Annotated in this window: 12 protein-coding genes; 6 read left to right on the plus strand and 6 right to left on the minus strand. The window is 69.2% G+C overall.

The genetic code is table 11. From position 1 onward, the window contains the following. Positions 1 to 167: 167 nt before the first annotated feature. Together ACJQWM_RS12855 and ACJQWM_RS12860 are read right to left on the minus strand one after the other, a co-directional pair. On the minus strand, positions 168 to 1,337 hold the full coding sequence (locus tag ACJQWM_RS12855; protein ID WP_332704624.1) for a PilT/PilU family type 4a pilus ATPase: 1,170 nt from the start codon (positions 1,335 to 1,337) through the stop codon (positions 168 to 170). Between the two features lie 146 nt (positions 1,338 to 1,483). Continuing rightward, on the minus strand, positions 1,484 to 2,521 hold the full coding sequence (locus ACJQWM_RS12860) for a type IV pilus twitching motility protein PilT (RefSeq protein ID WP_332704626.1): 1,038 nt from the start codon (positions 2,519 to 2,521) through the stop codon (positions 1,484 to 1,486). 125 nt (positions 2,522 to 2,646) lie between these two features. Here ACJQWM_RS12860 and ACJQWM_RS12865 point away from each other — a divergent pair, with 125 nt between their 5' ends. The 3 genes from ACJQWM_RS12865 (at position 2,647) to ACJQWM_RS12875 (ending at position 5,031) form a co-directional block, all read left to right on the plus strand. Next, positions 2,647 to 3,345 carry a YggS family pyridoxal phosphate-dependent enzyme gene (locus ACJQWM_RS12865; RefSeq protein ID WP_411306877.1) on the plus strand — a complete coding sequence of 233 codons (699 nt, stop codon included), beginning with the start codon at positions 2,647 to 2,649 and terminating at the stop codon, positions 3,343 to 3,345. Between the two features lie 268 nt (positions 3,346 to 3,613). Further along, positions 3,614 to 4,462: a pyrroline-5-carboxylate reductase gene (gene proC, locus ACJQWM_RS12870; protein ID WP_332704628.1), complete on the plus strand. Its 849-nt coding sequence runs from the start codon at positions 3,614 to 3,616 to the stop codon at positions 4,460 to 4,462. 83 nt (positions 4,463 to 4,545) lie between these two features. Then, positions 4,546 to 5,031 carry a DUF4426 domain-containing protein gene (locus tag ACJQWM_RS12875; RefSeq protein WP_411306878.1) on the plus strand — a complete coding sequence of 162 codons (486 nt, stop codon included), beginning with the start codon at positions 4,546 to 4,548 and terminating at the stop codon, positions 5,029 to 5,031. A 62-nt stretch (positions 5,032 to 5,093) separates the two neighbouring features. Here ACJQWM_RS12875 and ACJQWM_RS12880 read toward each other — a convergent pair whose 3' ends face one another. The 4 genes from ACJQWM_RS12880 to pdxH form a co-directional block, all read right to left on the minus strand. Next, on the minus strand, positions 5,094 to 6,023 hold the full coding sequence (locus ACJQWM_RS12880) for a PA2778 family cysteine peptidase (RefSeq protein ID WP_411306879.1): 930 nt from the start codon (positions 6,021 to 6,023) through the stop codon (positions 5,094 to 5,096). Positions 6,024 to 6,085: 62 nt separating this feature from the next. Then, complete coding sequence (locus tag ACJQWM_RS12885) at positions 6,086 to 6,460, minus strand: PA2779 family protein (protein ID WP_332704634.1); 375 nt, start codon at positions 6,458 to 6,460, stop codon at positions 6,086 to 6,088. A 160-nt stretch (positions 6,461 to 6,620) separates the two neighbouring features. Beyond that, positions 6,621 to 7,415, minus strand: coding sequence for a cobalamin-binding protein (locus ACJQWM_RS12890; protein WP_332704636.1), 795 nt, complete (start codon positions 7,413 to 7,415; stop codon positions 6,621 to 6,623). 206 nt (positions 7,416 to 7,621) lie between these two features. Next, positions 7,622 to 8,239, minus strand: a complete 618-nt coding sequence (pdxH, locus tag ACJQWM_RS12895) for a pyridoxamine 5'-phosphate oxidase (RefSeq protein WP_332704638.1) — start codon at positions 8,237 to 8,239, stop codon at positions 7,622 to 7,624. Positions 8,240 to 8,256: 17 nt separating this feature from the next. Here pdxH and ACJQWM_RS12900 point away from each other — a divergent pair, with 17 nt between their 5' ends. From ACJQWM_RS12900 to aroB, 3 genes are all read left to right on the plus strand, one after another. Beyond that, the gene (locus tag ACJQWM_RS12900; protein WP_332704640.1) at positions 8,257 to 9,081 is read left to right on the plus strand and encodes a kinase; all 825 of its coding nucleotides are present in this window, start codon (positions 8,257 to 8,259) and stop codon (positions 9,079 to 9,081) included. A gap of 139 nt (positions 9,082 to 9,220) precedes the next feature. Continuing rightward, a complete protein-coding gene (locus ACJQWM_RS12905; protein ID WP_332704642.1) occupies positions 9,221 to 9,760 on the plus strand; it encodes a shikimate kinase in 540 nt (179 codons plus the stop codon). Next, entirely contained in the window at positions 9,757 to 10,860 is a 1,104-nt protein-coding gene (gene aroB, locus ACJQWM_RS12910) for a 3-dehydroquinate synthase (RefSeq protein ID WP_332704644.1), read from the plus strand. Before ACJQWM_RS12905 ends, aroB begins: the two co-directional genes overlap by 4 nt. The last annotated feature ends 375 nt before the right edge of the window (positions 10,861 to 11,235 follow it).

The raw sequence follows: 11,235 nt of genomic DNA on the forward strand, positions 1-11,235 counted from the left end.
CTGCGGAACTCCCCGGCTTTTGTAGGAGCGGCTTCAGCCGCGAGCCCTTCGATCGGCCGCGACGAGGACCACCTCGCAGCCTGTCTCCGCTCCGCACCCGATACACGGCCCCGAAAACAAAACAGCCGGGCATCGGCCCGGCTGTTTCCCACCTGCGATAACGACCGTCAGCGCAGTTCGGCGACCTCGATCCCGTCCATGCCCTGTGCCAAGGTCTTGGCGTCGCCGCCCTGGGCGAGCTTGATCCGCAGGCGCACCTCGTTCTGCGAGTCGGCAAAGCGCAGTGCGTCCTCGTAGCTGATCTCGCCGGCCTGGTAGAGCTCGAACAGGGCCTGGTCGAAGGTCCTCATGCCGAGCTGGGTCGACTCCTTCATGACTTCCTTGAGCTTGTGGATCTCGCCGTCGCGGATGTAGTCCTGCACCAGCGGGGTGCCGAGCATGATCTCCATCGCGACGCGGCGGCTCTTGCCGTCGGGCGTCGGGATCAGCTGCTGCGCGACCACGCCCTTGAGGTTCAGCGACAGGTCCATCAGCAACTGGTTGCGGCGGTCCTCGGGGAAGAAGTTGATGATGCGGTCCATCGCCTGGTTGGCGTTGTTGGCGTGCAGCGTGCACAGCACCAGGTGGCCGGTCTCGGCGAAGGCGATGGCGTGGTCCATGCCCTCGCGGGTGCGCACCTCGCCGATCATGATCACGTCGGGCGCCTGGCGCAGGGTGTTCTTGAGCGCGGCCTCCCAGCTGTCGGTGTCGATGCCGACTTCGCGCTGGGTGATGATGCAGCCCTCGTGCTTGTGCACGAACTCGATCGGGTCCTCGATGGTGATGATGTGGCCGGTCGAGTTCTGGTTGCGGTAGCCGATCATCGCCGCCAGTGAGGTCGACTTACCGGTACCGGTGGCGCCCACGAAGATGATGATGCCGCGCTTGGTCATCGCCAGCGTCTTGATCACCGGCGGCAGGCTCAGCTCCTCGATCGTAGGGATCTTGGTCTCGATCCGGCGCAGCACCATGCCGACCTGGTTGCGCTGGTAGAAGCACGACACGCGGAAGCGGCCGATCCCGGCGACGCCGATCGCGAAATTGCACTCATGGGTCTTTTCGAACTCCTCGCGCTGCAGCGGGTTCATCACGTTGAGCACGAGATCGCGGCTTTGCTGCGGCGTCAGCGGATTCTGGGTGATCGGCGAAATCTTGCCGTGGACCTTCATCGCCGGCGGCATGCCGGCGGTGATGAACAGGTCCGACGCCTTCTGGTGCGCCATCAGCTTGAGGAACGAGGTGAAGTCGATGCTGGTGCCGGTGGCCGGATTGGGGCCGGTGCTGCTGGTGGTGTTCATGCCTGTCTCCGGCGGGACTCGGGACTCGGAATCCGGGACTCGCAGAAGCACGCTCTGCTCATCCTGATCCGTCGTCCTGCAACCCGCTTGTGTAGAAAAATCAATGCAGCGTTACGCTTTTCCGAGTCCCGAGTCCCGAGTCCCGGTCAATCGAACAGACGCTTGTCCTTGGCGTAATCACGCGCCTGCGGGCGTGCGATCAGGCCGCGCTTGACCAGGTCCTGCAGGTGCTGGTCGAGGGTCATCATTCCGTGCTGCTGGCCGGTCTGGATCGCCGAATACATCTGCGCGACCTTGTCTTCGCGGATCAGGTTTCGGATCGCCGGGATGCCGACCATGATCTCCCACGCCGCGGTGCGGCCGCCGCCGACCTTCTTCAGCAGCGCCTGGGAGATCACCGCGCGCAGGCTTTCCGACAACATGCTGCGCACCATCGGCTTCTCGCCCGAGGGGAACACGTCGATAATGCGGTCGATGGTCTTGGCCGCCGAGGAGGTGTGCAGGGTGCCGAACACCAGGTGGCCGGTTTCGGCGGCGGTCAACGCCAGTCGGATGGTCTCCAGGTCGCGCAACTCGCCGACCAGGATGTAGTCGGGGTCCTCCCGCAGCGCCGAGCGCAGCGCCTCGTTGAATCCGTGGGTGTCGCGGTGCACCTCGCGCTGGTTGATCAGGCATTTCTGCGAGGTGTGCACGAACTCGATCGGGTCCTCGACCGAGAGGATGTGGCCGTATTCGTTCTTGTTGATGTGGTCGATCATCGCCGCCAAGGTGGTCGACTTGCCCGAGCCGGTCGGGCCGGTCACCAGAATCAGACCCTGCGGCTGATCGATCAACTCCTTGAAGATGCGCGGGGTGCCGAGATCCTCCAGGGTCAGCACCTCGGACGGAATCGTGCGGAACACCGCACCGGCGCCGCGGTTCTGGTTGAAGGCGTTGACGCGGAAGCGGGCCAGGCCGGGGATCTCGAACGAGAAGTCGACCTCGAGGAATTCCTCGTAGTCGCGCCGCTGCTTGTCCGACATGATGTCGTACACCAGCGCGTGGACCTGCTTGTGGTCCAGCGCCGGGATGTTGATCCGGCGCACGTCGCCGTCGACCCGGATCATCGGGGGCAAGCCGGCCGACAGGTGCAGGTCGGATGCTTTGTTCTTTACCGAGAACGCCAGGAGTTCGGCGATGTCCATGAGTGCTCCCCGCACTGCAGGGCGGCCCCGCACAGGGGCCGCCGATTGGAACGATACTACCCCTGCGCGGCAGTATAGCCACTGCCCGCCGTCGCAAATTCGAACCCTAGTGAGGACTCCCCGGCGTGCTCGCCCAGAACCTGAACGACGTCCGCCAACTCCTGAACAACGCGGCGCGTGCGCCCGACCGGCCACCGCCGCGCCTGCTGGCGGTCGCCAAGAGCCAGTCCGCGGCCGCGGTCGCGGAGCTCGCGGCGGCCGGACAATGCGCGTTCGGCGAGAATTACGTGCAGGAAGCCGCCGCCCGGCGCACCGAACTGGCCGCGCTGGACCCGGCCGCGGCTGGACTGGAATGGCACCTGATCGGTCACCTGCAGTCGAACAAGGCGCGCGACGCCGCGGCGCTGTTCGACTGGGTGCAGACCGTGGATCGCGAGAAGCTGGTAGCTGCGCTCGCCCGGCACCGACGCGGGGATCAACTCCCACTTAACGTGCTGATCCAGGTCAACATCGATGACGAGACCAGCAAGCACGGCTGCGCCCCCGACGCGATCGCCGGTCTGGCACGTGCGGTAGCCGCCGCACCGGCCCTGCGCCTGCGCGGGCTCATGGCGATCCCGGCGCCCTCGCCCGAGTCCCGACGCCGTCGCGATGCATTCCGTCGCATGCGTGCCTGCTTCGACGAGTTGCAGCGCGTCCATCCGCATATCGACACGCTGTCGATGGGCATGAGTGAGGACTTCCCGCTGGCGATCGCCGAAGGCGCGACGATGGTGCGCGTCGGCAGGGCGCTGTTCGGGGCGCGACCGGGGAAGGCGGGCTGATCGGCGGCGGAACTGTAGGAGCGGCTTTAGCCGCGATGCTTCTGGCATCCGATCGCGGCTGAAGCCGCTCCTACAAGAATGCATGCCGGCATCACCGGCTCCTGCCAACGCTTTTCTGTAGGAGCGCCCCATGGGCGCGATCGCTTTGCATGTGGTGGACCGGTCGCGGGCATGGCCCGCTCCTACAGAGGCGCGCGGGTGCACGGGCTTGGGCAGCCACCGGGGCTTCGCCTTAGACTGGCCACACGTTCACGCAACTGGTGGTCCGATGAGTCCCGAATCCCAAGTCTCCAACCCCGAATCCCCCACCGTCGCCTTCATCGGCGGCGGCAACATGGCCCGCAGCCTGATCGGCGGCATGGTCGCGCGCGGCGCGGCGCCGGCCTCGATCCGGGTGGCCGAGCCGGTCGACGCCCTGCGCCAGTCGCTGCGCAGCGAGTTCGGCGTCACCACGTTCACCACCGCCGCCGAGGCAGCCGAAGGGGCCAGCGTATGGCTGTTCGCGGTCAAGCCGCAGGTCATGCGCAGCGTCTGCAACGCCATGACCGAACAGGCGCAGGCACATCCGCCGCTGGCGATCTCGGTCGCCGCCGGCATCACCTCCGGCCAGCTCTCGCACTGGCTCGGCGGCGGCATGGCGGTGGTGCGGGCGATGCCTAACACGCCCGCGCTGCTGGGCGCCGGCATCACCGGCCTGTTCGCCAACCAGCCCACCACCTCGACGCAGCGCGAGCAGGCCGCGACCCTGCTCGGTGCGGTGGGGCCAACCGTGTGGGTCGAGGACGAGGCGCAGATGGATGCGGTGACCGCGGTCTCGGGCAGCGGCCCGGCCTACGTGTTCCTGCTGGCCGAGGCGATGCAGGCCGCCGGCGTGGCCCAAGGCCTGCCGGAGCAGACCGCGCGCGCGCTGGCCACCCAGACCCTGCTCGGCGCCTCGCGCATGCTGGCCGAATCGGAGCAGCCGGCGGCGGAACTGCGCCGGCAGGTGACCTCGCCCAACGGCACCACCCACGCCGCGATCGAGACCTTCCAGGCCGGCGGGTTCGAGGCGCTGGTCGCCAAGGCGGTGGCCGCCGCCGCGGTGCGCGGGCGCGAGCTGTCGGCGGCCCACGATTGAGCATGCTGCTACCGCGCGTGGCTTCGTTGAGCATGGCGTCGTTGAGCATGGAATCGTTGAGCATGCCGTCATGGGCCCGGTCCATGCGCCGCGCCGGCTGCGCCGTGCTGCTGACGTCGGTCGCGGCCGTGGCCGGCTGCGGCCGCGAACCATCCGCACCATCGGCGACCGCCAGCCACGCCAACGCCACGCAGCAGGAGGCGACCAGCCGGGTCGGCGACGTCAGCATCCGCGCCAGCGTGGCGCCGACGGCGATGATCGGCGAGGCGGTGGCCGCGCAGTACGGGCTGGAGCGCGACGAGAACACGGTGCTGTTGCTGGTCGGCGTGCGCCTGGGGCCGGAGGCGCAAGAGACCGCGCTGCCGGCACGGATCACGGCCACCGCGACCGACCTGCGTGGGGTCAGCCAGGGCATCGAGATGCGCGAGGTGCGCAACGGAGACCTGGTCGACTACGTCGGGACGGCCCGGGTCGCGCCGCCCGATACGCTGCGTTTCGACCTGACGATCGTGCGCGAAGGCGGTGCGCGTTCGACCATGCAGTTCAGCCGCGACATCTTTCCGCGCTGACGAGCCGCACGGAGAGCTGCACCGATGTCCGGCGGGACATCCTTGGCGGCCGCCGCCGCGCCTCAGCGCGTGGTATCGCAGGCAGCGCTGCGTTCGACCCGGTGGCGCTGCAGCTCAAGACCGGTTTCGGCGAGGCGTTCGCGCCAGGGGCTGTTCTCGGGCAAGCCCGCCTGCGCTGCGGCGAGCGCCGCACGCGCCTGCTCGCGGCAGCCGAGCTCGCCGAGTACGCTGGCGTGGTTGTTGCCGAGCACCGGGTCGTCCGGCGCATGCGCGAGCCCGTCGCGGTAGTGCCGCGCGGCGGTCGCGCGCTCCCCCGCCGCATACGCCTGGTTGCCGAGCGCCAGATGCGCATGCGGCTCCCGCGGCCAGCGCTGCAGCGCGGCGCGATACGCCGGCGCCGCCGCCTCCGCGCCTGCCACCGCCTCGAAATCGGCGACCGCGCCCAGGTACGCCACCGGCTCGGCGCGGACCGGCATGTCGCCGGGCGCCAGAGCGACCAGTCCCCAGCGCCCCGCCCAGTCCCAGGTGCGCAGGAACTTCGGCGCGCGCATCGCCAGGCCGCGTTCGGTACCGCTGTTGAGCACGACGCGGTTGCGCGCCGGATCGCTGCCGACCACCACCGCGTAGTGCCAGCGCGGCACGCTGCGGGTCAGGAGGTTCTGCAGCACCAGCACCGGCCGACCGGCGCGGACCTCATCGAGCAATGCGTCCGGATCGCGCTGGACAACGAACGGGATGCGCCCCGCGCGGCGGGTGGCGGCGACCAGCTCCAGCTGCAGGCTGCCGCGCCGGCCCGGCAGGTAGACCTGCGGGGCCAGGGCCTCCGGCGAGGCCGGCACCCCGCTGGCGCCGAGCACCGTTGCGAGCGCCGCCGGCCCGCACTGGTAGTCGGTCTGCGGGTGGAATGGCACCTGCTCCAGCAAGACCGGAGCGGCGTCGGGCGCGGCGCCGGCGAGCGTCCAGGCCGGGTTGATCGCGCAAGCGGGCAGCATCAGAACGGCGGCGAGCGCAAGGCCCGCCGCCGCTAAACGTCCAAGACGCCGCAACGGATCGATCAAACCCGGTTGAAGACGTTGGTCACGCCGACCAGTTCGAGGATCAACAACACCAGGAACACTACGCCGATCACCGCCAGCGCATCGCCACCGGCCGGCAACTGGTCCAGTTCGCCCTGCAACCGGACCAGTTCGGCGTCGCTCAACGAGGCCAGCCGGCCATCGGCATCGACCGGATCCACGCCCAGGCGCTGCATCGCGTTGCGCACGTCCTCGCGTGCCAGGGCGCTGCGCACGTCGGTTTCGCTGGCGGCGCGGGCTTCGGCCGACAGCGCCTGCTGGGTGCTGATCACCGCCGCCGACGCGGTGCCGGCAAAGCCGTAAGACATCAGCGCGACGATCAACAACGGCATCACGAGGAATCTGCGGAACATGGCGCTCTCCTGCTTGAACCAAAAGTGGCAGGCAGCGGTATGCCACAGGCGGCGTGAAGGATTGCTGGTGGCGGAGTTGCTGGTCGAACCGGACGTGGAACACAAGTCCCCGCGCCTGCCGCTTTGCAAGGAGGGGAGCAGGAGCAGGCGAGCAGGCGCCTCAGCCCCGGCGATCGGCCCAGCGCTGGATGACCTCGGCGATCGCGCGCACGCCGTCGGTCAGCGCGGCCGGTCCGGGCTGCAGGATCATCGGCGACTTGATCTCGTGCAGCTCGCCGTCGCGTACCGCCGGGATCGCGTCCCAGCCGCGACGGGCGGCGACCTTCTCGGGCCGGAACTTCTTGCCGCACCAGGAGCCGAAAACGATGTCCGGGGCGCGCCGGATCACCTCGTCCGGATCCTCCAGGATGCGCTGCCGGGCCAGCGGCTCCGCGGCGCGCTCGGGAAAGATGTCGTCGCCGCCGGCGATGCGCACGATCTCGGCGACCCACTGGATGCCGCTGATCGGCGGCTCGTCCCATTCCTCGAAGTAGACCCGGGGCCGCCGTTTCAGCCGCGTGGACGCCTCGGCGATCGCGTCCAGTCCGCGCCGCAGGTCCTCGGCATAGGCATTTGCCTTCTCGCCCGCACCGACCAGTGCACCGAGCCGGCACACGTAGTCGAGGATGCCCGCGACGCTGCGGTGGTTGCTGATCCAGACCTCGATGCCGTGCTTGATCAGCGCGCTGGCGATCTCGGCCTGGATGTCGGAAAACCCGACCACGAAGTCCGGCTGAAGCTTGAGGATCTCGCCGATCTTCGCGCTGGTGAACGCACTCACCTTCGGCTTTTCCCTGCGCGCGATCGCCGGGCGCACGGTGAAGCCGCTGATGCCGACGATGCGGTCCTGCTCGCCGAGTGCGTACAGCGTTTCGGTCGGTTCTTCGGTCAGGCAGACGATGCGTTGAGGGCCCATGCGGGCATTCTGCCGCAATGCCGTCTCATCATTTGTAGGAGCGGCTTCAGCCGCGAGCTCTTCGCCTCGGTAGGAGCGACGTGAGTCTCGAAAGAACTCCGTCGGTGCGTGGATCGCGACTTACGTCGCTCCTACCAACGGGTGTACTCGCCAATGGGGCTGAAGAGCTCGCGGCTGAAGCCGCTCCTACATCGACAAGGACGCTCTTACGGATACAGCATCCGCTTGGACCATTCCCCCGCGAGATCGCTTTCATATGCAAAACGCTCGTGCAGGCGGAACTCGGCGCCGTACCAGAACTCGACCCGCTCCGGCCGCACGCGCAGGCCACTCCAGCGCGGCGGTCGCGGCACCTCGCGCCCTTCGAACTCGCGATCGACCTGGGCGATGCGCTGCACGAAGGCGTCGCGCGACTCCAGCGTCTCGGACTGCTTGGATGCCCATGCGCCGATCTGGCTGCCGCGCGGGCGCGAGGCGAAGTAGGCGTCGGCCTCCTCGTCGTTGACGACCTCCACCGCACCCTCGATACGCACCTGCACCCCCTGGCGTACCCGCGGCCAGTGCATCAGCAGCGCGGCGTGCGGGTTGGCTTGCAGGTCGCGGCCCTTGCGCCCGTCCAGATGCGTATAGAACACGAAGCCGCGTGCATCGAAAGCCTTGAGCAATACCGTGCGCGCCGAGGGGCGCGCATCGAGCGCGGCGGTGGCCACGACCATCGCGGTCGGGTCGGGCTCGCCCGCCGCGCGCGCTTCGTCGAACAGTTGCGCGAACGTGGCGAGGGCTTCTTGCAGCAATTCCGGGGCGGTCGGTTCGGGCGCGGTCATTGGGCTATTGTGCGGCGATGTCCCCACGTCTGCATCCGCCATCGAACGCGCCGGGCTATGAGCAGCGGTTCGTCGCCGGTGTACTGACCGATGCGCTGTCCCAGGGCGGTGGCGTGTACGCCATCGCCGGCCTGCAGGGCACCGGCAAATCGACGCTCTCCAGGCAACTGGTGGCCGCGGCGCGTACGCGCGGCGTGCATGCGGTGGCGCTGTCGATCGACGACTTCTACCTGGGGCACCGGGAGCGGCAGCGGCTCGGTCGCCACGTGCACCCCTTGCTCGCCACGCGCGGCCCGCCGGGCACGCACGACGTCGCGCTCGCCTGCGAGGTACTCGACCGTCTGGCTGGCGGCCTGCCGGCGCGGCTCCCGCGCTTCGACAAGATCGCCGACCGGCGCCTGCCGCCATCGCGCTGGCCGCGGGCCGACACGGCCGACCTGGTGCTGTTCGAGGGCTGGTTTTTGAAGGTGCCACCGCAGGCGCAAGCCGCGCTGGCCACACCGCTCAACCGACTCGAACGCGACGAAGACCCGCACGGTATCTGGCGGCGCCACTGCAACGAGGCGCTGGCACGGGACTACCCCGCCTTGTGGTCGCGACTGCCGCGGCTGGTGTTCCTGCAGGGCCCCGGTTTCGATGTGGTGCCCGATTGGCGCTGGCAACAGGAGCGCACCCTGCAGGCCGCGCACCCGCGCCGCAGCGCCATGTCGCGCGCGCAGGTCGAGCGGTTCGTGCAGTTTTTCGAGCGGGTCAGCCGGCACGCACTGCGGGCCCTGCCCCACATCGCGCAGCGCACGATCGCGCTGGATGCGCAGCGGCGCCCGCCTCGCCTCGATGATTGAACACTGCCGGTGACCGCACGCGTCGCGCCCCGGCTCGGCCGCCCCACAAGCGCGGGAACGACGGCCCAGTACGCTCCAACCAGCACCCCCATCGCGCACGCCGGCGAGTCGAGGCTACCGCCATGACTACAATCACCCGATGAACCCCGCCAACAACCTGATCCTGGTCGGGCCGATGGGCGCCGGAAAGACCTGCATCGGCCGCCGCCTGGCCGGGCGCTTCGGCCTGCGCCTGGCCGACACCGACCGCGAGATCGAACAGCGCGCCGGCGCCAGCGTGAGCACGATTTTCGAGTGCGAGGGCGAGGCCGGCTTTCGCGCCCGCGAGCGCGACACGCTGGCAGCATTGCTGCAGGACGACGGATTGCTGCTCGCCACCGGCGGCGGCGCAGCGCTCGATCCCGATAACCGCAGGCTGCTGCGCACGCGCGGCTTCGTGGTGCACCTGCAGGTCACCCCGGCGCAGCAGCTGGAGCGCCTGGCGCGCGACCGCAGCCGGCCGCTGCTGGCACGCGCCGACCGCGACGAGGTGCTGCACGAGCTGGCGCGGGTCCGCGGACCGTTGTATGCCGAGATTGCCGACCTGCGCTTCGACACCGACCACCTGACCGCGGCCGAGGCGGCGACCGCGCTTGCGCACGAGCTCGAGCGCTGCTGGCAACGCGGAGTGGCGGCATGAGCGCGCGCGTGATCGAGGTCGGGGGCGCGACGCCCTACCGGATCAAGATCGGTCCCGGCCTGCTCGATGACGGCCCCCGGCTCGCCGGCTCGCTGCGCGGGCGCCACGCGCTGATCGTCAGCGACGACAATGTCGCGCCGCTGTATGCCGACCGCGCCGAAAACGCGTTGCGCAGCACCCGCCCCGAACTCGTGATCGCCCGTTATGTGATGCCGGCCGGCGAGCAGGAAAAGACCCTGGCGCGCTTCGGCCAATGCCTGGACGCGCTGGCCGCGCTCGGCGCCACCCGCGATGCCGCGGTGGTGGCGCTCGGCGGCGGCGTGGTCGGCGACCTGGCCGGCTTCGCCGCGGCCTGCTGGATGCGCGGGATCGATGTGGTGCAGCTGCCGACCACCTTGCTGGCGATGGTCGATTCATCGGTCGGCGGCAAGACCGCAGTCGACCTGCCCGCCGGCAAAAACCTGGTCGGCGCGTTCCATCCACCGCGCGCGGTGATCGCCGACACCACCGCGCTGCGCACGCTGCCGGCACGCGAGCTGCGCGCGGGCCTGGCCGAGGTGGCGAAGTACGGCGCGATCTTCGATGCGACGTTTCTCGACTGGCTCGACGCCCACGCCGAGCGCCTGCTGCGCGGCGACGACGCGGCACTGACCGAGGCAGTGGCGCGCTCGTGCGCGTACAAGGCCGCCGTGGTGGCGCGCGATCCGTTCGAGCGCGGCGAGCGGGCGCTGCTCAACTTCGGCCATACCTTCGGCCACGCGATCGAGGCCGAGCAGGGCTATTCCGGGTCCGGCAGCGAGGCGCTCAACCACGGCGAGGCGGTGGCGGTCGGGATGATTCTGGCAGCGCGGCTGTCGACAGCCCTCGACTTGGCCCCCGCCGCCGACACCGAGCGGCTGCAGGTCCTGCTGCAGCGGCTGGGTTTGCCGACCTCGATCCCTGCAGGGCTGCAGCCGCAGGCCTTGCTCGCACGCATGCGCCTGGACAAAAAAGCCGATGCGGCGGGCTTGCGATTCGTCCTGTGGGACGGCGCGGGACGGGCGCGGATCGTTTCCGGCGTACCCGACGAGGCGGTCCTCGGCGTACTCCACCCCGCCTGAGCCCCGCCGCACACGCCCGTCTTCCCAGCGAAACGCTGCGGTTCGTGATCTGCTCTTGAGCTTGGACCTGCGGCTGCCGTTCCGGTTGCCTTTGCCGTTGCTTGGCTGTTGATCCCCAGCGTCAACCGATCCACCTCGCCACTCCACGAACCCCGAAGGGGCGGCGCACATGGATGTGCGCCGTTTTTCGACCGAGGCAGGATGCCGAGTCGGAAAATCCCCGCGTCGCCCGAACGCAAGGTGTTTGAAGTGTCGGGGAAGGGCCTTTCTTTGGTTGGCGGTCTCTAAGCTCAAGTGCATCACTTGGCAAAGAGAACTTGCAATGGGCCAGCACTACGCACACCTCAGCGCCGAAGAGCGCGGCGTGATCATGGT

The sequence above is a fragment of the Novilysobacter longmucuonensis genome (assembly GCF_046600735.1).
GTDB lineage: Bacteria > Pseudomonadota > Gammaproteobacteria > Xanthomonadales > Xanthomonadaceae > Novilysobacter_A > Novilysobacter_A longmucuonensis.

Bases quoted from the DNA above. Each gene is read 5' to 3' on its own strand.
- ACJQWM_RS12855 (WP_332704624.1), bottom strand. From the start codon at position 1,337: ATGAACACCACCAGCAGCACCGGCCCCAATCCGGCCACCGGCACCAGC.
- ACJQWM_RS12860 (WP_332704626.1), bottom strand. From the start codon at position 2,521: ATGGACATCGCCGAACTCCTGGCGTTCTCGGTAAAGAACAAAGCATCC.
- proC (WP_332704628.1), top strand. From the start codon at position 3,614: ATGAGTCCCGAATCCCAAGTCTCCAACCCCGAATCCCCCACCGTCGCC.
- ACJQWM_RS12875 (WP_411306878.1), top strand. From the start codon at position 4,546: ATGCGCCGCGCCGGCTGCGCCGTGCTGCTGACGTCGGTCGCGGCCGTG.
- ACJQWM_RS12880 (WP_411306879.1), bottom strand. From the start codon at position 6,023: ATGCTGCCCGCTTGCGCGATCAACCCGGCCTGGACGCTCGCCGGCGCC.
- ACJQWM_RS12885 (WP_332704634.1), bottom strand. From the start codon at position 6,460: ATGTTCCGCAGATTCCTCGTGATGCCGTTGTTGATCGTCGCGCTGATG.
- ACJQWM_RS12890 (WP_332704636.1), bottom strand. From the start codon at position 7,415: ATGGGCCCTCAACGCATCGTCTGCCTGACCGAAGAACCGACCGAAACG.
- pdxH (WP_332704638.1), bottom strand. From the start codon at position 8,239: ATGACCGCGCCCGAACCGACCGCCCCGGAATTGCTGCAAGAAGCCCTC.
- ACJQWM_RS12900 (WP_332704640.1), top strand. From the start codon at position 8,257: ATGTCCCCACGTCTGCATCCGCCATCGAACGCGCCGGGCTATGAGCAG.
- ACJQWM_RS12905 (WP_332704642.1), top strand. From the start codon at position 9,221: ATGAACCCCGCCAACAACCTGATCCTGGTCGGGCCGATGGGCGCCGGA.
- aroB (WP_332704644.1), top strand. From the start codon at position 9,757: ATGAGCGCGCGCGTGATCGAGGTCGGGGGCGCGACGCCCTACCGGATC.